General features: G+C 63.3%; 17 protein-coding genes and 1 tRNA gene. 6 read left to right on the top strand and 12 right to left on the bottom strand.

What is annotated here, in order from left to right:
- Positions 1-184 precede the first annotated feature (184 nt).
- On the top strand, positions 185-1,036 hold the full coding sequence (gene radC, locus GE253_RS03780) for a DNA repair protein RadC (protein WP_247878448.1): 852 nt from the start codon (positions 185-187) through the stop codon (positions 1,034-1,036).
- A 95-nt stretch (positions 1,037-1,131) separates the two neighbouring features.
- Positions 1,132-1,208 (top strand) — tRNA-Arg (locus GE253_RS03775).
- A 329-nt stretch (positions 1,209-1,537) separates the two neighbouring features.
- On the opposite strand, the gene GE253_RS03770 is transcribed toward GE253_RS03775, so the two are convergent.
- From GE253_RS03770 to argH, 5 genes are all read right to left on the bottom strand, one after another.
- A complete protein-coding gene (locus GE253_RS03770) occupies positions 1,538-2,320 on the bottom strand; it encodes a hypothetical protein (RefSeq protein ID WP_153202741.1) in 783 nt (260 codons plus the stop codon).
- Positions 2,321-3,121: 801 nt separating this feature from the next.
- A complete protein-coding gene (locus GE253_RS03765) occupies positions 3,122-5,752 on the bottom strand; it encodes a TIGR02302 family protein (RefSeq protein ID WP_153202740.1) in 2,631 nt (876 codons plus the stop codon).
- 76 nt (positions 5,753-5,828) lie between these two features.
- Positions 5,829-7,118 carry a diaminopimelate decarboxylase gene (gene lysA, locus GE253_RS03760; protein WP_153202739.1) on the bottom strand — a complete coding sequence of 430 codons (1,290 nt, stop codon included), beginning with the start codon at positions 7,116-7,118 and terminating at the stop codon, positions 5,829-5,831.
- Between the two features lie 12 nt (positions 7,119-7,130).
- On the bottom strand, positions 7,131-7,298 hold the full coding sequence (locus tag GE253_RS25770; RefSeq protein ID WP_173012471.1) for a hypothetical protein: 168 nt from the start codon (positions 7,296-7,298) through the stop codon (positions 7,131-7,133).
- A gap of 189 nt (positions 7,299-7,487) precedes the next feature.
- Positions 7,488-8,912 carry an argininosuccinate lyase gene (gene argH / locus GE253_RS03755; RefSeq protein WP_153202738.1) on the bottom strand — a complete coding sequence of 475 codons (1,425 nt, stop codon included), beginning with the start codon at positions 8,910-8,912 and terminating at the stop codon, positions 7,488-7,490.
- Between the two features lie 247 nt (positions 8,913-9,159).
- On the opposite strand from argH, the gene GE253_RS03750 reads away from it, so the two are divergent.
- Positions 9,160-9,606, top strand: a complete 447-nt coding sequence (locus GE253_RS03750) for a TlpA disulfide reductase family protein (RefSeq protein WP_348770771.1) — start codon at positions 9,160-9,162, stop codon at positions 9,604-9,606.
- 112 nt (positions 9,607-9,718) lie between these two features.
- Here the strand turns inward: GE253_RS03750 and GE253_RS03745 are convergent, their stop codons facing one another.
- Positions 9,719-10,336, bottom strand: coding sequence for a DUF1003 domain-containing protein (locus GE253_RS03745; protein ID WP_211101327.1), 618 nt, complete (start codon positions 10,334-10,336; stop codon positions 9,719-9,721).
- 64 nt (positions 10,337-10,400) lie between these two features.
- Positions 10,401-11,885, bottom strand: coding sequence for a DegQ family serine endoprotease (locus GE253_RS03740; RefSeq protein WP_153202736.1), 1,485 nt, complete (start codon positions 11,883-11,885; stop codon positions 10,401-10,403).
- A gap of 643 nt (positions 11,886-12,528) precedes the next feature.
- On the opposite strand from GE253_RS03740, the gene GE253_RS03735 reads away from it, so the two are divergent.
- Positions 12,529-13,215, top strand: coding sequence for a response regulator transcription factor (locus GE253_RS03735; RefSeq protein ID WP_153202735.1), 687 nt, complete (start codon positions 12,529-12,531; stop codon positions 13,213-13,215).
- On the top strand, positions 13,202-14,584 hold the full coding sequence (locus GE253_RS03730) for a HAMP domain-containing sensor histidine kinase (RefSeq protein ID WP_348770770.1): 1,383 nt from the start codon (positions 13,202-13,204) through the stop codon (positions 14,582-14,584). The genes GE253_RS03735 and GE253_RS03730 overlap by 14 nt, the downstream gene beginning before the upstream one ends.
- A gap of 593 nt (positions 14,585-15,177) precedes the next feature.
- Here the strand turns inward: GE253_RS03730 and GE253_RS03725 are convergent.
- From GE253_RS03725 to GE253_RS03715, 3 genes are all read right to left on the bottom strand, one after another.
- Positions 15,178-16,131, bottom strand: a complete 954-nt coding sequence (locus GE253_RS03725; protein ID WP_089290239.1) for an acetyl-CoA carboxylase carboxyltransferase subunit alpha — start codon at positions 16,129-16,131, stop codon at positions 15,178-15,180.
- Positions 16,132-16,285: 154 nt separating this feature from the next.
- Complete coding sequence (locus tag GE253_RS03720) at positions 16,286-16,960, bottom strand: CoA transferase subunit B (protein ID WP_153202734.1); 675 nt, start codon at positions 16,958-16,960, stop codon at positions 16,286-16,288.
- 128 nt (positions 16,961-17,088) lie between these two features.
- Complete coding sequence (locus tag GE253_RS03715; protein ID WP_153202733.1) at positions 17,089-17,790, bottom strand: CoA transferase subunit A; 702 nt, start codon at positions 17,788-17,790, stop codon at positions 17,089-17,091.
- 299 nt (positions 17,791-18,089) lie between these two features.
- On the opposite strand from GE253_RS03715, the gene GE253_RS03710 reads away from it, so the two are divergent.
- Positions 18,090-18,722 (top strand): MarC family protein, encoded by a 633-nt coding sequence (locus GE253_RS03710; RefSeq protein WP_153202732.1) that lies wholly within the window; start codon positions 18,090-18,092, stop codon positions 18,720-18,722.
- 157 nt (positions 18,723-18,879) lie between these two features.
- Here the strand turns inward: GE253_RS03710 and panD are convergent, their stop codons facing one another.
- On the bottom strand, positions 18,880-19,338 hold the full coding sequence (panD, locus tag GE253_RS03705; RefSeq protein WP_153202731.1) for an aspartate 1-decarboxylase: 459 nt from the start codon (positions 19,336-19,338) through the stop codon (positions 18,880-18,882).
- A 45-nt stretch (positions 19,339-19,383) separates the two neighbouring features.
- Positions 19,384-20,715, bottom strand: coding sequence for a thymidine phosphorylase (gene deoA / locus GE253_RS03700; RefSeq protein ID WP_153202730.1), 1,332 nt, complete (start codon positions 20,713-20,715; stop codon positions 19,384-19,386).
- Positions 20,716-20,729 lie beyond the last annotated feature (14 nt).

Here is a 20,729-nt window from a genome sequence, read left to right as displayed (position 1 = left end):
AAGAACGACAACGGCTCGAACAGGCCTCAAGGCTGATTGATCCTGCCCACTCAGACACCCTTGCTGATCAGGCACTACACCTCCGCCGGGTAACCGGCGCAGTTTTTACACCTGCCCCCTTGCCCGCCTTCGCCGACACTTGTAATCAAGTATGCAGCGGGGCGGGCAAGCTGGGGTTTTGCGCATGACGGGCAAACAGGGTGCGCTGGGCGAGGCGATGGCCGCGTCGGTGGAAGCAGACGATGATCTGCTGGCCCGCATGTTGGCCGGCGGCGGCGATGCCCCCGCCCGCCGCAAGGCCAAACCCACCAAACCCGCCCCCGCCACCGAAGCGACAGCAGAACCGGCAAGCGAAGCGGAAAAGCCGCATTATCACGGCCACCGCGACCGGCTGCGGGAACGGTTCCTGTCTGCCGGGCCGGATGCGCTGCAGGATTATGAATTGCTGGAACTGCTGCTGTTCCAGGCCATTCCCCGCCGCGATGTGAAGCCGCTGGCCAAGGAACTGCTGGCGGCGTTCGGCAGCCTGTGGGCCGTCACCCAGGCCAGCCCGGAACAGTTGAAGGCCCGCTTCGGCTTTTCCGATGGCATCATCGCCGCCTTGCGGGTGGTGGGGGCCATCGGGTTGCGCATGGCGCGCCAACAGGTGATCGGCCAGCCCATCCTGTCATCCTGGCAGAAGCTGCTGGATTACTGCGCCGGGGCCATGGCGCATGAACCGGTGGAACAGTTCCGCCTGCTGTTCCTGGACCGCAAGAACACCCTGATCGCGGACGAGGTGCAGCAGCGCGGCACGGTGGACCATACGCCGGTATATCCGCGAGAGGTGGTGCGCCGGGCGCTGGAACTCAGCGCCTCTGCGGTGATTCTGGTGCATAACCACCCCAGCGGCGACCCCACGCCCAGCCGGGCGGATATTGAGATGACCAAACAGATCATGGCCGCCGCCACCGCCCTGGGCGTGGTGGTGCATGACCATGTGATCATCGGCAAGGGTGGCCGCTATGTCAGCTTCAAAAGCGCCGGCCTGATGTAACGCCGGGGCCGCCGCTGCGGCAGGGAAGGGTGATTTTTTGACAGTTTCACCCTTTCGTCCCCCGCCGAATGACGCTATATCGTCCCCCGTGGTTTGCGTCCGTAGCTCATCAGGATAGAGCGCCGGTTTCCTAAACTGGAGGCAGCAGGTTCGAGTCCTGCCGGGCGCACCACGATTTTTCCGGTGATGGCTGGTTGGATGCGGGCGTTTTTTTGCCTGACGGATGGGAGTGTCCATGCTGAAAGGAATAGGGATCGCCGCGCCGTTCGGACCTCTAGATTAGTTTCATCACCCCTAAAAGCAGATATCAGCAGGATCGAACTGATTGTCACTTTCAAGATTCATTTTCTGCATAATGTGAAATAAAAACTTTACGATTCTCTGTTTGTTTGACGTAATTTAATATTTATATTATATAGATTGAGTTAAAAATCGAAAATTAATTAGAAATATTTTTGATTTATTTGATTTGATTTATTTTAATTGTGTTTGGTATATTTTTTATTGTTGATCGAGGTCAGAGAACTCATATTCATCATCCACTATGATTGTGCGCCATAGATGACCTTCATGTTCAAGTTGCTCATTAATCCACGCAATGGGCACCACTTCGCGATCCCACCACACTTTGTCCAACGGAAAACCTTTATGGGTAAAGTATTTTTTCTTAATCTGCTCGACGATTAGCCGCCGGGCCTTGTATTGCGGGGTATCGGGAGCATCGCCACCCCGTCCCGGTTCAGTTATAGGCTCGTAATAAGGCCAACGCATATGACTTTTTTGTTCAATACCGAAGCGTTTCGCGAACTCATCAGACATGAATGCCCGCCCACCTCGACCACCACGGCCATCAGGCTGCATTGCTTCACCACCTTGGCCGCCGGCCGAGAATGAATCATTGCCAACGACGTACCCGTCCCCACCTCGACCACCTTCCTCTCCATTCTGGCCACCTCGCGCTAACGCGATAATTTTGCCATTGATGGTTATGTATGTGTCATTTGGTCTAACTACCAAGTGGCCGGGTTCATCTTCGCTAAAGCAATCTTCTAACAAGGTCCCATCGGGAAAGACATGTGCGTCACCACCCTTTCCGCCTGGACCAATGCCTCCGCGTCCGCCTTTCCCCCCAATAGCATGACTTCTATCTGCTGCCGCTGTAGCGTTCCCGCCATCACCACCATTGCCTATAACGGCGTTTCCCCCTGAGCCGCCTTCTGCAATACTGTCTTCTCCATATGCATTGGCGTTACCGCCATGCCCACCACTGCCCTTTCGTGTCATTTACTCCCCCCTTACTGTCGAAAGTCGTTCCTATGGATGAGAATCAGGTTGTCAATGGCCTGTCGCTTAAACTGTGGCAAGCGATTTTTAGGCCCGGTATGCCGGAGTTCGCAGCGACAACATTTTACTTTACGCCGGAGTCCAAGGACTTTGTTCGAATCGCGTTTGGAAATAGCGGACCTGCGGTTAGCCCCGATGGGCGGCGAGACCCCGTATTTACTCATGCTGTAACGCTCACACCTGAACTTGCAGTGGATTTGGCTGGTCTATTGCTCAAATTTTATGGGCAGCCAGAGGGTAGACGCAGTTCTTCCAGCGCAGATCTCTAACCTTTGCCACCGTTTCCACCTTTAGCGAGGGATCGTTTTCCCTCTGCTTTTGCCGCCCCACCGCTGCCACCGCCCCCCAATCCTGCATCGCCGCCTTGTCCGCCTATTGCCTCGCTTTCCTCACCGAGGGCAGAGGCGGAGCCGCCTGCCCCTCCGGGGAGCCGCTCTGGTTGGTTCTTTTGATAAGCGAGGCGAACAGCCCAGGCTACGAGCGCCATCGCAATTAAAGTTCCAACGCCCGAAGCCCATTTGGGGAGTTCTTCCCAGTATTTTGCGAGCGTGATCCCCATCAATACGCTAGCTAAACCGAGAATAAGCGGTATCCAGATAGTTGCGTTTCTATTTGAGTTCATTTATATTTCTCCTGTATTTAAAAATACATCGACTGCACACAGTTCATTTATTGGAGTGTATTGCAGAACTGCTATGTTCAGGTGCTTAGGATTAACCTCCGCCCACTACATTCCCCCCCTCACCCCCCATTAAACCGGTTCAGCAACCGGTCAATATAATCCCGCTCCTGCTTCGGCCGGTTCTGTTCCCCCGCCCGCCGACGCAGTTCTTCCAGGATTTCGCGGGCGCGCTGTACATCGCCCTGGGTGGGGATTTTCACGTCTTCGCCGCCCATATTGCCATTGCCGGGCAGCGGGCGGCCCAGCGGGTCGCGGCCTTGCTGGCGGCCGGTCTGGGTGCGCTGGCCGCCGGATTGGCCCTGCTGGTTGGCCATCTGCTGCTGCATGGCTTGCAGGGTTTCCTGCAATTGCTGCAGGGCCTGATTCTGTGACGGGATGGCCTGGGCGGCATTGCCCTGGCCCAAGGCCTGCTGGGCGTCGCGCATCGCGCGTTCGGCATCGCCCAGCGATTGGGGGATCTGGCCGTTGCCCATCTCCCCCAACTGGCGCATCACCTCGCCCAGTTGCTGGCGCAGGGCCTGCTGCCGGGCGGCGGCATCGCCGGTTCCCTGGCCCTGGCCTTGCGCCCCCTGGCCGGGTGGCTGGCCACCGGGCTGGCCCTGCTCCCCCTGCTGCGGGCTGGGGCGGCGGCCCTGGCGGTTGGGCAGGCCGAAGCCCGGCATCTGCATATTCTGTTCTGGCGGGGCGGCTTCCTGCGCCTGCCGGAATGTCTCATCCAGCAATTCGCGCTGCTGGCGCTGGACGTCCTGCAGCTTCTGCGACAATTGTTGCATGGCCTGCTGGCGGGCCGCATCTTCCGCCGTCTGCGGCGGGGGCGGGGCACCGTTTTGCAGGTTTTCCATCATCTGCTGCAATTGCGACAGCATTTCCCGCGCCGCATCGCGCCCGCCGGCGCGTGCCATGTCGCGCATCTGCTGCACCATCCGTTCCACATCCTCCCGGCTCATCACCTGGGTGTTGGGATCGGCGGGGGCCTGGGCTTGCGGCGGGGGCTGGCCGTTGCGGGCCTGTTCCAGCGCCTGGCGTTCCAGCGCATCCATGAATTGCTGCATCGCCTGTTCCAGGCGCTGCATGGCCTGTTCCACCTCTGCGTCAGAGGCGTTGCGGTCCAGTGCCTCCATCAATTCCTGCTGGGCGCTGCGCAGGTCGCGCTCACTGAGCGCCACGCCGCCATCTTCAATCCTGAGCGCCACATCCCACAGCAGGGCCACCGTGCTGGGCAGCGCGCCGGGCGACTGGTTCAGCATCAGCCGGGCAATGGCGGCGCGCAGCCCCATGAAGGCGACCGGATCGCCATTATAGGCACCGGGGCGGGCAGAAATCTCGTTCAGCTCCCGCGCTGCCATGGGGCGGGCGGCGTCGCCGGCCTGGATCAGCGCCTTGCGCTGGTCAATGATGGCGCGGGCCACCGGGTGGTTGAACACCCGTTCCGGCAGCACCAGCTTGCGCTCACTGCTCTGCCCCGTCTGCCCGGCGCCATCCTGGGCGCGCAGGCGGATTTGCACCGGCAGCCCGGCCCAGGGATGGCCGGTCAAATCCTCATACCCCACGCCGGTCACTTCCCGCTTGTTGCGGGCCGGCACGGGCAGGGGGATGTCAATCGGCGTGCGGTCGATGGTGGGGGCGATATCGTCGCTGTCCAGCGTCACCGTGGCGGTAACGCTGGTGATGCCGTAATCATCCGCCCCGGTATAATCCAGCCGCACGGCCTGGCGTTCCGTCACTGTCGGTGCGGTGCGGAAGGCGATGCCGGGGCCCGTATCGGGCACCACCTGGATATCCCAGGCCGCCACTTCCCGCCCGGCCTGGCGGATGGCGATGCTGTCGCCTTCACGGATGGCCAGTTCCACCTGCCAGCCGCCACCGGCCACCGGCTGGAACGGCACCTCTTCCCCGTTGGCCTTCAGCTTGGGCGTGCCGTAACCACCGGTCAGCCGGGCGGTGAAGGTGCTGCCCTGCGGCAGCGCCACCGGCCCCGCCTCCGCCCCATCCGCCGGTTTCTGCCTTGTCAGGAACAGTGGCGGCTGGCCGGTATAATCGGGCGGTTTTACCCAGGCATCCAGCGTGGTGGGCGCGCCGATCTGCGACAGGCCGATGGAGGGCAGCAGCGCAGAGGTGAAACGGCTGCCCAGTTCCCCCCAGCCCAGCGTGGCACCGACGGCCAACAGCAGCACGGGGATGGCGCGCAGGCCCCAGGGGTCGCGCGCTGTCACCACCGGGCGGGGGGCACCCAATGTCGTATGGGCCGCCTGCTTGCGGGCACGTTCCTGTGCCGCCCGCCACAGGGCATGGGCCAGCGGATCGCCGGCCCCGCCGGCAATCCCGTCATTCAACTGGGTCAAGGGCCGGTGCGGCAGGGCGCTGTCCTGCTCCACCCGGCGGCGCGCCTCCTCCACCGTCGCACGGCGGAACCCTCGCAGGTCACGCCAGCCCAGCCAGCCGATGCCGCCCAGCGTGCCCAGCAGCATCAGGACATGCAGCCAGGCCGGCATGGCGATGAACAGCCCCATCCAGGCCAAAGCCAGGAACAGGCCGCCCCCCGTCAGGGGCCGCCACAGGCCGCGCCACAGCGCCTCCGCATCCAGCACCAGCCGGGCCAGACGCAGGCGGCGGGCGGCGGGATCGCGCGGGGCCTTTGCTGGCGTGCGCGTGACGCTGGTTGCCTTCTGGTCTTCGGGGCGACGGTCCATCTCGATCCGGCTGTCATGGGCTGCCGGTTCGCACCGACAGCCCCTTGTCACTTACCGCAACAGACTACCGCGCTTTTCAGCCACGCGGCGAGAGCCATTCCGGCATTTTTTCCAGCGACAGGCTTTCTTGGAAGCTGGGGCGGCGGCGAACGACCGCATATTCCGCCCCGGATACCAGCACCTCTGCCACCAATGGACGGGAATTATATGTCGAAGACATGGCAGCGCCATAGGCCCCGGCGGTCAAAAAGGCCAGCAGGTCGCCCGGCACCACCGGCGGCATGGGCCGCTGGCGGGCAAAGGTGTCCCCCGTCTCGCAGATCGGGCCGACAATATCCGCCGGTTCCAGGGCGGCATCGGCGGCGGGCTGGGCCACCGGTACAACCGTATGCCATGCCTCATACATGGCGGGGCGGATCAGGTCGTTCATGGCCCCATCCACCACCAGGAAGCGGCGATGCAGCCCATCCTTCACATGAATGGTGCGGACCAGCAGCAGACCGGCAGCGGCCACCAGCGACCGGCCCGGCTCCAGCGTCACCCGGCAGCCCAGATCGCCCACCGTGTCGGTGATGGCCTGGGCATAGGCCGGATAATCCGGGCTGGCATCGTCAGGCTTGTAGGGCACGCCCAGACCGCCGCCGAGATCGATACGGGACAGCGGCACGCCCTGGGCCTGCAGCTCCCGCACCAGCCCGGCCAGCTTGCCAAAGGCCTGACGGAACGGCGTCGTCTTCAGCAATTGGGAACCGATATGCACGGCGATGCCCACCGGGTTCAGCCCCGGCAGGGCCATGGCCTTGGCATAGGCGGCAGAGGCATGGCCGTAATCGATGCCGAACTTGTCTTCCTTGCGGCCCGTGGCGATCTTGCCATGGGTTTCGGCATCCACATCCGGGTTGATGCGGATGGCGATGGGGGCCTCAACACCCAGTTCCACCGCCACGGATGAGAGCATGTCCAGTTCGGGCAGGCTTTCCACATTGATCTGGTGGATGCCGGCGCGCAGCGCCTCGGCCAACTCCTCCCGCGTCTTGCCGACGCCGGAAAAGACGATCTTGTCCGCCGGGATGCCGGCGGCCAGCGCCCGGTGCATTTCGCCCGACGACACCACATCGCCGCCGGCCCCCAACTGGGCCAGGGTGCGCACGACGGCCAGATTGGAATTGGCTTTCAGCGCGTAGCAGATATCCACATCCCGGCCGGCAAAGGCATTGGCATAGGCGCGCCACGCCGCTTTCAACCCTTCGGTCGTATAGACATAGGTGGGCGTGCCGATCTCCGCCGCGATGCGGGAAAGCGCCACGCCCTCGGCATGAAGGGTGCCGTCGACATAATGGAAGCCGGGGGTGGGGAAACAGGTCATTGCGGCAGTACCTCAGTCGGCTTGGGACGGGTTGGTCGGGCTCTTGGCCGGCTTGGGATCGGTGGCCGGATCGGGATAGGTGCGCGGCGGCGGGCTGCCCGGCGGCGCCTTGGGGAAGTTCGGTTTCATGCCGCAACCGGCCAGCGCCAGCAGGGCGAGGAGGATAAGGGTGGTGCGCATGGGCGGGGCATCCTGGTTGGGGGGAAGGGATAGCGATCAGGCTGGCTGACTTCATCATCACCGTCACCCCGGCGAAGGCCGGGGTCCAGTTCGTAGAGCACAGCGCTTGTGACTCTGGACCCCGGCCTTCGCCGGGGTGACGGTGGTTAATTACTCAACCCTTGTCCCGAACGCCTAGGGAGCAAACCCTCACAAAAACCGCGCCTTTGCCATCGCCACGGCGGCCTTCACCCGTTCCGGTGCCGTACCGCCAAAGCTGGTGCGGCTGTTGACCGAGGCTTCCAGGGTCAGCACGGCGTAGACGCCTTCATTGATGCCGGGATGCACCGCCTGCATCTGGTCAAGCGGCAGATCGGCCAGACCGCAGCCCGCCTGTTCCGCCAGCTTCACGATGCGGCCGGTAATGTGGTGGGCGTCGCGGAAGGGAATGCCCAGGCTGCGCACCAGCCAGTCGGCCAGATCGGTGGCGGTCGGGAAGCCTGCTTCCACCGCGCGGCGCATGGATGCCGGATCGGCCACCATGTCGCGGATCATGCCGGTGGTGGCGGCCAGGCACAAAGCCAGGGTCTCATCGGCCATGAAGACCGGTTCCTTGTCTTCCTGCATATCCTTGGAATAGGCCAGCGGCAGGCCCTTCATCACGATCAGCAGGCCATTTAGCGCGCCAATGACACGGCCCACCTTGGCGCGTACCAGTTCGGCGGCATCCGGGTTGCGCTTCTGCGGCATGATGGAACTGCCGGTGGTGAAGGCATCCGACAGGCGGATGAAGCGGAACTGCGTCGTGCACCAGATCACAATCTCTTCCGCCAGCCGCGACAGGTGCGTGCCGGCGATGGAGGCGACCGCCAGATATTCCAGGGCGAAATCGCGGTCGGACACGGCATCCAGCGAATTGGCGGTGGGGCCGTTGAAGCCCAGCAGGCCCGCCGTCATTTCGCGGTCAATCGGATAGGGCGTGCCGGCCAGGGCCGCACTGCCCAGCGGGCATTCGTTCAGGCGGGCGCGGGCATCGCGGGCGCGGGAACGGTCGCGGCCCAGCATTTCCACATAGGCCAGCAGATGGTGCCCGAAGGTCACCGGCTGGGCCGTCTGCAAATGGGTGAAGCCGGGCATGATGGTGTCGAAATATTCTTCCGCCCGGTCGATCAGGGCTTCCTGCAAGGCCTTCAGGTCGCCATCCAGCCGGTCCAGCGCATCGCGCACCCACAGCTTGAAATCGGTCGCCACCTGATCATTGCGTGAACGCGCCGTGTGCAGCCGGCCCGCTGGTTCGCCGATAATCTCCTTCAGGCGGGATTCCACATTCATGTGGATATCCTCATTTTCCACCGTGAAGGTGAACTGGCCGGCGGCAATCTCACCGGCCACCTGATCCAGCCCGGCCAGGATGGCATCGCGGTCGGCGCCGCTGATGATCCCGCGTGAGGCCAGCATGGTGGCATGGGCCTTGGACCCGGCAATATCCTGCGCCCACAGCTTCTGGTCAAAGCCGATGGAGGCGTTGATCTGCTGCATGATGGCGGCGGGACCGCTGGCGAATCGCCCACCCCACAGCGCATTGGCATCGGCTGCATTGGCGGCGGTCGGGGCGGCTTTGCTCTGGTCAGACATCGGGATCGGTCGCTTCCGGGGTTGACGTCGGGGGACGATGACACGAACTCTGTCACGCGGGGCAGGCCAAATGGTTCGGCCCCCCGCACAACGGTTTCAAGAGGGCAGAATGGCGATTTTCCGACGCATCGCAACAATCGTGGCTGCGGGTACAGCAATTCTCTTAGCGGGGGGCTCTGCCCTGGCGGCGGAAAATTCCACATCCGCTGGCCCGTTGCCGGCCTTTCAAGGGGAATCAAGACCCTTCGTGCCCAGCCCCGACCGGCCCGCCCTGCCGGTGCTGACGGTCAATGATGCCGATGGCAAGCCGGTGGCCTGGGATGGTCTGAAGGGCAAGGTGCTGCTGGTCAATCTCTGGGCGACATGGTGCGCCCCCTGTATCAAGGAAATGCCGTCGCTGGATAAGTTGCAGGGCGAACTGGGTGGTGATCGGTTCCAGGTGGTGGCCATTTCCGTGGATCGGGCCGGCATCAATGTGGTGAAGCCCTTCTTTGAAAAGGCCGGCATTCAGCATCTGCCGGTTTATCTGGACCAGAAAATGACCAGCATGAAGGCATTCCCGATCAAGGAAGGCTTGCCGCTGACCATTCTGGTGGATGCCAAGGGGAACGAGGTCGGCCGTCTGGCCGGCGGTGCCCATTGGGACAGTGAGGAGGCCAAGGCCCTGATCCGCAAGGTGATGGAGCAGGGGTGAGCTTTACGGGGGCCGGTAAAATTTGAGTGCAGCTTTTTTAAACCGTCATTCCCGCGAAGGCGGGAATGACGGTTAAATACTTGAAAAAATGGAGAAATTTTCCAGAGCCTTATCACCCCAGATGCAGCCGTTCCACCGCTGCCCGCACCAGGGCAATTTCCTCCTGCTGGCGGGTTAACATCTGCTCCACCTGATCGGTACGCATCCGGTCCAGCTTTTCATGCAGGGCCATGATTTCCAGCTCGGCCTTCAGGTTGATCTCGTAATCCATATTGGCCTGTGCCCGGTCCTTCGCGGCTTGGCGGTTCTGCGACATCATGATGATGGGGGCCTGCAGGGCCGCCAGGGTAGAAAGCATCAGGTTCAGCAGGATATAGGGATAGGGATCCCAGTCGAAACCCAACCAAGCCGCGTTCAGCGCTATCCAGGCCAGCATGAAGATGCCGAAGCCGATAACGAAAGCCCAGGAACCGCCGATGCGGGCTACCTGATCGGCCATCCGGTCGCCCAACGGCATGGCGGCTTCAAACTCGCCGCGGGCATTGCGGCTGATGGCGCGGCGATGGGCGATGCGGGCCAGCACGCGCCGCTCCTTGTCGGACAGTCCCGATTCACCGTTTTCCAGAAGCTGTTCGGCCAATTGCCGGATTTCGCCATTCATCATTACACCGGGGGGCAGGTTGCTGTGGTGGCAGTATAACGTTGTTGCCACGGCGAAAGCTGTGCTCATGCACGCATAAAAACGCCGCCGACGGTGGGGCCGGCGGCGGCGTCCTGTTTCAGGCGCAGATAGCTTAGACCGGCTTGACCGGGATGGTCAGGAAGGCGCTGGCATCACCCCGACGAACCTGGACCAGGGCGTTCTTGCGACCGGCCTTGGCCGCAGCGCTCACCTGGGCCGACACGTCGGCGGGCTTGGCGACCGGCGTGTTATTGACGGACTGAATCACGTCACCGGCGCGCAGACCTTCCACATCGCCCGGCACATCCAGCACCACAACGCCGGTCACGTCGTCATCCAGTTGCAGGCGCTGACGCCATTGGTCGTTCAGGCTGGACAGTTTCAGCCCTGCAACCTCGGTCCCGTCATCCTTGGAGGTACCGCCACGGGCGATGCGCTGGTCGGGGCTGGTGGGGGCCTGGGCGACGGTGATCTTCATGTCGCGCTCCTTGCCATCGCGCCAGACACTCAGATCCACCTTGGCGCCGGGATTGACCATGCCGACATGGCGGGCCAGGTCGCGGGTATCCTTCATCGGCTTGCCATCGGCGGACAGCACCACGTCACCGGCCTTCAACCCGCCCTTTTCCGCCGGGCTCTTGGGTTCCACGCCGGCAATCAGGGCACCTTCGGCCTTGGGCAGGCCCAGGCTGTCGGCCAGTTCCTTGGTCATGGGCTGCAGGCTGACGCCCAGCCAGCCGCGATCAATCTTGCCGTTCTGTTTCAGCGTCTCCAGCACCGGCTTGGCCATGTTGGATGGGATGGCAAAACCGATACCGACCGAGCCGCCATTGGGGGAAAAGATGGCCGTGTTGATGCCGATGACATCGCCGGCCATGTTGAAGGTCGGCCCGCCGCTATTGCCCCGGTTGATGGAGGCATCAAGCTGCAGGTAATCATCATAGGGGCCGGAGCCGATGGCGCGGCTGCGGGCCGACACGATGCCGGCGGTCACCGTGCCGCCCAGGCCGAACGGGTTACCCACGGCAATCGCCACATCGCCCACGCGCACCTTGTCGCTGTCGGCAAATTTCAGGGCGGCCAGCGGCTTGTCGGCCTTCACCTTCAGTACGGCCAGATCGGTGCGCTCATCCTCACCGACAATCTCGGCGGCGCGTTCGGTGCCATCCTGGAAGGTGACCGTCACCTCATCGGCATCGGCGATGACATGGCGGTTGGTGGCAACATAGCCCGACGTATCAAAGACAAAGCCGGAACCCAACGCGCGGGCCTGCGGGGCGCGGCCACCGCCGCCATTGCCGCCGCCCTGGCCATCCGGCAATCCTGGCACGCCGAAGCGGCGCAGGAATTCTTCAAAGCCCGGTGGCATGTCGCGCATCACCGGGCGGTCGGGGGCGTTCTTGGCGGCGGTGATGGTGACGACGGCGGGCGACACACGCTCCACCAGATCGGCGACACCGCCCTTTTCCATCACTTCCGACGGGGCGGCGAAGGCATGGGGGGCGAAGGCTGGCACAAAGCCGCCCAGCAGGGCGGTGCCGGCCAACAGGGCAGCACCCATATGGCGGCGCAGGGCCCCGGTCTTACGGACGGTCATCTGTCTGCTCCATTCTTGTTACGCCACCATTGGGGCCGGCGCTGGCCGGCGGCGGTGGCTATTTCGATGAACGCATCCTGACAGAAGGTGGCCAACGCCGATCTGTCAGGCCGATGAAAATTCTGTCATCCGGGCAGTGGCTGCCCCAGGTTTTGTTCTGCCCGTTTTCAAGGCCCGATTGGATGAAACTTTGTTCATCTTCGTGAAAGGGGGCTGTCACGGGGGCGGGGTTAGGTTGGTCTCATGGATCGGCGGGCAACACCCCACAGTCCCCCACTTCCCCCCGCCCCCGATCCTGGCGCCGCCGGAAACACACCCCACCCCGACGTTTCCGGCGGCCCATCCCTGTCTCTCTATTCCCATTACCCCTGCCTGGCGGCCGGGCGGTTCCCCAACCGCCCGGCCCTTTTCTTTTATCAAGGGGCCTTGTTCAGACCCCTTGATAAAGGAGTTTATATGTTCCCTCAGATGCCGGGCGCCGCCTCCGGCGGCTTGGCTAACGCGGCACGTGCCGCGCGGCGGCGGTCGCCGCCGTATGCCAAGGGGCATGGGAATGCCCTTGGCATTCTCGGGGGGCTTGCTGTTTCGCCCGCGAGCAGATCACGTTGGCGTCATGCGACAGAGAGGCTAGACTGGTCCGATCATGAAGATCCTTGTCATCGAAGACGACCGCGCCACCGCCGATTACCTGACCAAGGGCCTGAAAGAGGCCGGGCATGTGGTGGACCATGCCGATAATGGCCGCGACGGGCTGTTCCTGGCCGCCTCAGAACCCTATGACGCGCTGGTGGTGGACAGGATGCTGCCGGGCCGTGACGGGCTGTCCCTGCTGGAGGTGCTGCGCGCCACCGGTAATGACACCCCGGCCCTGGTGCTGTCGGCGCTGGGCTCCGTCGATGACCGGGTGAAAGGCTTGCGCGCCGGGGCCGATGATTACCTGACCAAGCCCTTTGCCTTTGCCGAGCTGCTGGCCCGGCTGGAGGTGATGCAGCGCCGCACCAAGGGGGCCGGCAGCGGCGGCCCCGTCACCAAATTGCAGATCGCCGATCTGGAGATGGATTTGCTGGCCCGCACGGTGAAGCGCGCGGGTAAACCGGTGGACCTGTTGCCGCGCGAATTCCAGTTGCTGGAATATTTGCTGCGCAATGCCGGCAATGTGGTGACGCGCACCATGCTGCTGGAAAATGTCTGGGATTATCATTTCGACCCCCAGACCAATGTGATCGACGTGCATATCGCCCGGCTGCGCCAGAAGATCGACAAGGATCACGAGGTGCCGCTGATCCATACCGTCCGTGGTGCGGGATATTCGTTGCGTGAGCCGGTTTAGCTTTCTGCGCACCACCACCTTCCGGTTGGCCGCCTTCCATCTGGGGCTGTTCACCCTGTCGGTGGTGGTGGTGCTGGCCGTGGTCTATTGGTTCACGGCCGGCTTCATCAACCGCCACACGGAAGAAACCGTGCTGCGGGAGGTGCAGGAACTGTCCAACGCGATGAATGATCGCGGGCGGATCGGCCTGCTGCGCTTGATCTCTGAACGGGCAGGGGACCACCGTACCGACATGATCTATGCCGTCGCCAGCCCGACGGGGGAGATCATCGCCGGCAATCTGGCCAACTGGCCCTTGCCTAATACGGCCGCCGGCTGGATCGAATTCGACATCAAGAATCGGGGGGAGCCAGGGCGCAAACGCTCTGCCGTCGCCATCATCCTGCCGGTGCATGATCTGGGCTGGCTGCTGGTCGGGCATGACATGACCGACCGTTACCTGCTGCGCGGGCAAATCCTGCTGGGCATGATCTGGGCCGTCTCCCTGGCCCTGGTCATTGGCACCATCGGGGCTGTCTATATGAGCCGGCGGGTGGCGGAGCGGGTGGAGAAGATCAACCGCACCATCGACCGCATCACCGCCGGTTCCTTCGCCGACCGGCTGGAGGTGACGGGATCGGGCGATGAGATCGACCGGCTGGTCACCAAGCTGAACCGCATGTTGGATGAGATCGGGCGCCTGATGCTGGGGATGCGGCAGGTGACGGACAATGTGGCGCATGATCTGCGCACGCCCTTGTCCCGCCTGCGCGCCCGGCTGGAACTGGCGCAACTGGAACCCGACCTGCCGGATGCCCAGGCCGCCACGCTGGAACAGGCAATTGCGGAGATCGACCGGCTGCTGGGCGTGTTCAACGCCATCCTGACCATTGCGGCGGCGGAAACCGGCCGGGCGCGGGCGGATTTCGAGCCGGTGGACCTGTCCGCCCTGGTGGCGGAGGTGGCGGAGCTTTATGAACCGCTGGCAGAAGAAAAGGGCCTGACCCTGGAACTGGTCAATGCCGATCCGGTCAGTGTCAGTGGCAGCCGGCAATTGCTGGCCCAACTGGCCAGCAATCTGGTGGAAAACGCCGTGAAGTACGCCAGCCCCGGCGGGCATGTACAGGTGGCGGCGGGCCATGATCTGGCCAGCGGGCGGCCCCTGTTGAGCGTGGCCGATGATGGCCCCGGCATCCCCGCTGACCAGCGGGACAAGGTGCTGGAACGTTTTGTCCGGCTGGAGGCGCATCGCGGTACGCCGGGCCATGGGCTGGGCCTGTCCCTGGTGGCCGCTGTTGCCCGGCTGCATGATGCCGACCTGCTGCTGGATGATCACCGCCCCGGCATGGAACCCCCCGGTCTGCGCGTCAGCCTGCGCTTTCCGGGGTGACGTAAGAGAGCAGGGTGTTTCCCCCATAACGGGAAACCCAGTTGGCGTTCTCTTTTATGTCATGCAGAAATGAAAACGGCGGACCGGAATGGGCCGGTCCGCCGTACTCGGAGGTGACGACATGCAGAAAATGTCGTGGCTCCTGGTGCTCCGTATCCCCGTCTGGCGGCGGCGTGTGTTGCACGTCGTCATCAGCGTGGGTCGGGCCTAGGAGTGGGTGGGACGGTATTACGAGTACCGTTCCACCTGCTTCCGACGATAACCGAATCGGCGGCTTGAGTCCACAGTCAGCCAGTTCCACCCAGCACTCCCCTTCAACGGGAAACCCTGTTGGCTTTCTCTTTTATGTCATGCAGAAATGAAAACGGCGGACCGGAATAGGCCGGCCCGCCGTACTCGGAGGTGACGACATGAGTAAAATGTCGTGGCTCCTGGTGCTCCGTATCCCCGTCTGGCGGCGGCGTGTGTTGCACGTCATCATCAGCGTGGGTCGGTCCTAGGAGTGGGTGGAATGGTATCGCAAGTACCGTTCCACCTGCTTCCGACTATAACCGAATCGGCCGCTTGAGTCCACAGCCGGCCCCGTCACCGGGTCAGCTCAGGCCCTTCTGGCCCATATCCAGGAATTTCTGGCGGCGGTTATGGCGCAGCGTACCGCCATCCACCCCGCGCAGCCCTTCCAGCGCGTCCTCAATGGCATTGCCCAGCGCGTGGATGGTCTCTTCCCGGCGGCGATGGGCGCCGCCGATGGGTTCCTGCACCACGCGGTCAATGACGGCCAGATCCTTCAGATCCTGTGCGGTCAGGCGCAGGGCCTGGGCGGCATCAGCGGCATTGGCCGCAGACCGCCACAGGATACCGGCGCAGCCCTCGGGCGAGATCACCGAATAGATCGAATGTTCCAGCATCAGCACGCGGTCGGCGGCGGCAATGGCAATGGCCCCGCCGGACCCGCCCTCACCGATGATGGTGGAAACCATTGGCACCTTCAGGCGCAGACAGGTTTCAATCGATTTGGCGATGGCTTCGGCCTGCCCGCGTTCTTCCGCCGAAACGCCGGGGAAGGCACCGGCCGTATCAACCAGGGAGATCACCGGCAGATGGAACCGGTCGGCCATCTGCATCAGGCGCTGGGCCTTGCGATACCCTTCGGGCTTGGCCATGCCGAAATTGTGCCGCACGCGGCTTTCCGTGTCGTTGCCCTTTTCCTGGCCGATCACGACCACGGAACGGCCCCGGAAACGGCCCAGCCCGCCGACAATGGCGCGATCTTCGCCGAACAGCCGGTCACCGGCCAGGGGCGTGAAATCGCTGATCAGCGCGTTGATGTAATCCAGACAGTGCGGCCGGTTCGGGTGGCGGGCCACCTGCACCTTTTGCGCCGGGGTCAGCTTGGCGTAGGTGGAGCGCAGCAGCTTGTCCACCTTGTCCTGCAGCTTCTTGACCTCGTCGGCGATGTTCAGGTCGCCGCCATCGGCCAGATGGCGCAGTTCCTCGATCTTGGATTCCAGTTCCGCGATCGGCTTTTCAAATTCAAGGAAGTGCATCGGGGTGATGGATTCTGCCCTTTGACGAAGCCGGCTGATTAACACAGCTATCGGCGGGGGGCCACCCTGTTCATGCGCAGGGCTGCGGTGTAACGCCAAAGAGAGGGGGAAACATACCCCCGGCGGGGACAATCCAGCGCCGGGGGCCTTGTCGTCAGGCCGCGAACAGGCTTTCCGCCACGTCGAACTCGGCTTCCGTCTTGCTCTTGATTTCCTCCAGCGTCACGCCGGGGGCCAGTTCGATCAGGGTCGGCTTGCCATGGCCATGCTTGTCGATGCTGAACACGCCCAGGTCAGTCACCACCAGATCAACCACACGCGTACCGGTCAGCGGCAGGTTGCATTCCTTCAGCAGCTTGGGTTCCAAGGCGCCCGTCTTCTTATCGACGGCGCAATGTTCCATCACCACCACCACCTTCTTGACGCCGGCCACCAGATCCATGGCACCGCCCATGCCCTTGACCATCTTGCCGGGGATCATCCAATTGGCCAGATCGCCATTGGCGGCCACCTGCATGGCGCCCAGCACCGACAGGTCGATATGGCCGCCACGGATCATGGCGAAGCTGTCGGCACTGCTGAAATAGCTGCTATAGGGCAGTTCGGTGATGGTCTGCTTGCCGGCATTGATCAGGTCGGCATCCTCTTCCCCCTCAAACGGGAAGGGGCCCATGCCCAACATGCCATTTTCCGACTGCAAGGTGACATGCATCCCGGCAGGGATATAGTTCGCCACCAGGGTCGGGATACCGATACCCAGATTGACATAAAAACCGTCGCGCAGTTCCTTCGCAGCGCGGGCGGCCATTTCATCGCGGGTCCAAGCCATATTGCTGTCTCCTTGGTCCTTGTTCCCTCAGGCGCCGGGCGGGCGCATCCGCGCCCTTGGCTTGCGCGCCACGTGGCGCGGGCCGGCAGTCGCCGGCCTACCCGACGCCCGCCAGGGCGGGCATCGGGTTAATCGCGCTTACGCGTGGTGCGCTGTTCGATGCGCTTCTCGTGGCTGCCCTCGATGATGCGCTGCACGAAGATGCCGGGCGTGTGCACATGGTCCGGGTCGATGGTGCCGACATTGACCAACTGCTCCACCTCCGCCACGGTGATCTTGCCGGCCATGGCCATCATCGGGTTAAAGTTGCGCGCCGTCTTGCGATAGATCAGGTTGCCTTCCGTGTCGCCCTTCCAGGCCTTCACGATGGCCAGATCGGCGCGCAGCCAGCTTTCCATCACATAGGTTTCGCCATCGAACTGGCGCAGTTCCTTGCCTTCCGCCACCAGGGTGCCGACACCCGTCTTGGTGAAGAAGGCGGGGATGCCGGCCCCGCCGGCGCGGATGCGTTCGGCCAGCGTGCCCTGGGGGTTGAATTCCAGCGCCAGTTCACCCGACAGATATTGTTGCGCGAACAGCTTGTTCTCCCCGACATAGGAGGAGACCATCTTGGCGATCTGTTTGGTTTCCAAAAGCTGGCCCAGGCCAAAGCCATCGACGCCGGCATTGTTGGAAATCACCGTCAAGCCCTTCACGCCCGACAGTTTGATGGCGGCGATCAGGTTTTCGGGAATGCCGCACAGGCCGAAGCCCCCGGCCATGATGGTCATGTCGTCGCGCAATACGCCCGCCAAGGCGGCGACGGCATCAGGATAGACCTTCTTGCTCATCGGATCTCCTGTCGGCCTCCCTATCGTTGGCCCGGTCAATGCATCGGGTTGCGGCTGCGCGGGCATTCTACCACCCACCTGCCATGGATGGGGATATGCTCAGGCCCGCACCCTGTCAATCTGACACAGTGCTAACAATTCATCCATTGATGAATTTGCTGTGGATAACTTGCCATGCGGCGGAATTCTGGCTGTCATGGCGGTGGTGCCATGGCATGGGACGGCTGCTTGTCCGGTGGGTGGACAGGGTGGGGGGCTTGGCGTTACAGCAGCTTTTTTAAGCCTTGGTGCCTGTGAAAATGTCCTCCGACTTCCTGCTTTCCACCTTCATCGCCTTCTTTGTCACCATCGACCCGATCGGGCTGGGGCCGATGTTTGCCGGCCTGACGGCGGGCATGGACACCCGTCTGCGCCGCCGCACGGCCATCAAGGGCGTGACCATCGGCACCATCCTGCTGTTCGGCTTTGCCTTTGTCGGCGACCTGCTGCTGAAATCGCTGGGTATCAGCACGGCGGCCTTCCGCATTGCCGGCGGCGTGCTGCTGTTGCTGGTGGCCATTGAAATGGTGTTCGCGCGTGAAAGCGGCCTGCGCACCGCGACGGAGGATGAAAAGCAGGAGGCGCGGCACCGCGCCGATATCTCGGTCTTCCCGCTGGCCATCCCGCTGATCGCCGGGCCGGGGGCCATGACCTCCACCGTGCTGCTGATGGGTCGCGCCCAGGGTGACCCGCTGATGCAGGTGGCGGTGCTGGGGGTGCTGGCGCTGGTGCTGCTCTCCACCCTGGTCTGCCTGCTGTTCGCGGGCGAGGTGTCCAAGCTGCTGGGCGTCACCGGGATCAATGTGATCAACCGGGTGCTGGGTATCCTGCTGACGGCGCTGGCCTGTCAGTTCGTCATCGATGGGATTATTGAGAGCGGGATTATGCGGTAAGGGGTGTCTGGAAGATTGCTCTTCTTTTTCAGAACCTTACCATTCCATTTCCGTCATTCCCGCGAAGGCGGGAATGACGGTTAAAGGGCTGGAAAAGCCGCATGGTTTCAGCGTGAACGCTGTTGGGGGCGTGCGCCGTTGGCACCCGCCCCCCTTATCAATTCTTGATCGGCACCTGGAGTTCCACCGCCGCATCGCGGCCATCGGTGATGTCCAGGGTGCGGAAATCGAAATCGCGTTCCGGGCCCTTGAACACATCATATTCCAGCACCCGGTCCACGCTGTTATCGGCATGGAAGGTCAGCACCTTGGGCTTGATGCTGTAAAGCTGGTCCGGGGTGACGCTGGCGGAAGCGGCGATGATCACCTCATCCCCCTTCTGGCAAGTGCGGGCGGCGGCCCCGTTCAGCACACAGGCCTTGGAGCCCGGTTCGCCGAAAATCACATAGGTGGAGATGCGGGCACCACTGCTCTTGTTCCAGATTTCCACGAATTCCAGCGGATAGATGCCGGCCAGGGCGCACTGTTCCGGGTCCAACGTGATGGAGCCGTGATAATTGAGATCGGCGCCGGTAACCCGGATGCCGTGGAACTTGGCGCGGACGATCTTGATCATGGTGGCGGTCATTTCCTTGGAATGTTCTGCGCGGCTTTCCGATACTCAGCCGATGCGGTCGGCCACCGGATGTCGGTTGGTGACGATGGTATGGGAAATCCGGCAGGCTTTGGCAATGGTGCTGGCAGCCTCTGATGCTGCATCGGCGCTGCGCGCGTGGATCAAGGCCAGCGGGCGACCGGCCTGCCGTCCCACGACAGATCCCAACGGTGCCATGCCTGTCAGGCCCACGGCCGCATCAATACCATCGCTGGGCCGCACCCGCCCGCCGCCCAGCCCCACCAGAGCCAGCCCGATGGCGCGCACATCCTGGACCGCCAGGAACCCCTCTTCCAAGGGCCAGACCGGCAGGGTCACCGGGGCCTGGGCCAGATAGGCCTCGGGCCGCTCCAGCAGGTCGGCCGGGCCGCCCAAGGCTGTCACCATGCGGGCGAAACGTTCCGCTGCGGCCCCGCTATCCAGTGCTTGGGTAACCTTGGTTTCGGCGTCGGCCAGATCGGCAGCCAGCCCGCCCAGCAACAGCAGTTCGGCGGCTTGCGCCCGCGTCACCTGCCACAGCCGTTCATCGCGGGCACCGCCGGTCAGCAGGGTCAGGCATTCCCGCACCTCCACCGCATTGCCGGCACTGTCGCCCAGCACCTGATCCATATCGGTCAGCAGTGCGACGGTGGGCAGGCCGGCCCCCTTGGCGGCTTGCACCAGCGCCTGGGCCAGCGCTTCCGCGCGGGGATATTCGGGCATGAAGGCGCCGGATCCGAATTTCACATCCAGCACCAGCCCCTGCAGCCCGGCGGCCAGCTTCTTAGACAGGATGGAGGCGGTGATCAGGTCCACGCTTTCCACCGTGGCCGTGACATCGCGGATGGCATAAAGCCGCCGGTCTGCCGGGGCAATGTCCGCCGTGGCACCGACAATGGCACAGCCGACCGACGCCACCACCTGACGCAGCAAGGGCGTGTCAGGCTGGCCGACATAGCCGGGGATGGCGTCCATCTTGTCCAGCGTGCCGCCGGTATGGCCCAGCCCACGCCCGGAAATCATCGGCACGAAGCCGCCGCAGGCGGCGATGATGGGGGCCAGGATCAGGCTGACCTTGTCGCCCACCCCGCCGGTGGAATGTTTGTCCAGCACCGGGCCGGGCAGGGCATCGGGCCGCCAGTCCAGCACGCTGCCCGATGCCGTCATGGCGCGCAGCAGGGCGATGCGTTCGGGCAGGTCCATCCCGCGCAGATAGACGGCCATGGCGAAGGCGGCGGCCTGCCCCTCCGACACGCTGCCATCGGCGATGCCGGTGATGAAGGCGGCGATCTCCGCCGCTGTCAAGGCACCGCCATCGCGTTTGGTGCGAATGATCTCCTGCGGCAGAAAAACGCTCAAAGCCTAACCCTTTT

The organism is Niveispirillum sp. SYP-B3756 (genome assembly GCF_009495745.1).
Taxonomy (GTDB): domain Bacteria; phylum Pseudomonadota; class Alphaproteobacteria; order Azospirillales; family Azospirillaceae; genus Niveispirillum.
Note: the sequence above shows the minus strand (reverse complement) of the source record. Positions and strands in the feature narration are given on the sequence as shown.

What these genes read in the sequence shown, in the direction of transcription:
- radC (WP_247878448.1), top strand. Translation starts at nt 185, where the DNA reads ATGACGGGCAAACAGGGTGCGCTGGGCGAGGCGATGGCCGCGTCGGTG.
- GE253_RS03770 (WP_153202741.1), bottom strand. Translation starts at nt 2,320, where the DNA reads ATGACACGAAAGGGCAGTGGTGGGCATGGCGGTAACGCCAATGCATAT.
- GE253_RS03765 (WP_153202740.1), bottom strand. Translation starts at nt 5,752, where the DNA reads ATGGACCGTCGCCCCGAAGACCAGAAGGCAACCAGCGTCACGCGCACG.
- lysA (WP_153202739.1), bottom strand. Translation starts at nt 7,118, where the DNA reads ATGACCTGTTTCCCCACCCCCGGCTTCCATTATGTCGACGGCACCCTT.
- GE253_RS25770 (WP_173012471.1), bottom strand. Translation starts at nt 7,298, where the DNA reads ATGCGCACCACCCTTATCCTCCTCGCCCTGCTGGCGCTGGCCGGTTGC.
- argH (WP_153202738.1), bottom strand. Translation starts at nt 8,912, where the DNA reads ATGTCTGACCAGAGCAAAGCCGCCCCGACCGCCGCCAATGCAGCCGAT.
- GE253_RS03745 (WP_211101327.1), bottom strand. Translation starts at nt 10,336, where the DNA reads ATGAGCACAGCTTTCGCCGTGGCAACAACGTTATACTGCCACCACAGC.
- GE253_RS03740 (WP_153202736.1), bottom strand. Translation starts at nt 11,885, where the DNA reads ATGACCGTCCGTAAGACCGGGGCCCTGCGCCGCCATATGGGTGCTGCC.
- GE253_RS03735 (WP_153202735.1), top strand. Translation starts at nt 12,529, where the DNA reads ATGAAGATCCTTGTCATCGAAGACGACCGCGCCACCGCCGATTACCTG.
- GE253_RS03725 (WP_089290239.1), bottom strand. Translation starts at nt 16,131, where the DNA reads ATGCACTTCCTTGAATTTGAAAAGCCGATCGCGGAACTGGAATCCAAG.
- GE253_RS03720 (WP_153202734.1), bottom strand. Translation starts at nt 16,960, where the DNA reads ATGGCTTGGACCCGCGATGAAATGGCCGCCCGCGCTGCGAAGGAACTG.
- GE253_RS03715 (WP_153202733.1), bottom strand. Translation starts at nt 17,790, where the DNA reads ATGAGCAAGAAGGTCTATCCTGATGCCGTCGCCGCCTTGGCGGGCGTA.
- GE253_RS03710 (WP_153202732.1), top strand. Translation starts at nt 18,090, where the DNA reads ATGTCCTCCGACTTCCTGCTTTCCACCTTCATCGCCTTCTTTGTCACC.
- panD (WP_153202731.1), bottom strand. Translation starts at nt 19,338, where the DNA reads ATGATCAAGATCGTCCGCGCCAAGTTCCACGGCATCCGGGTTACCGGC.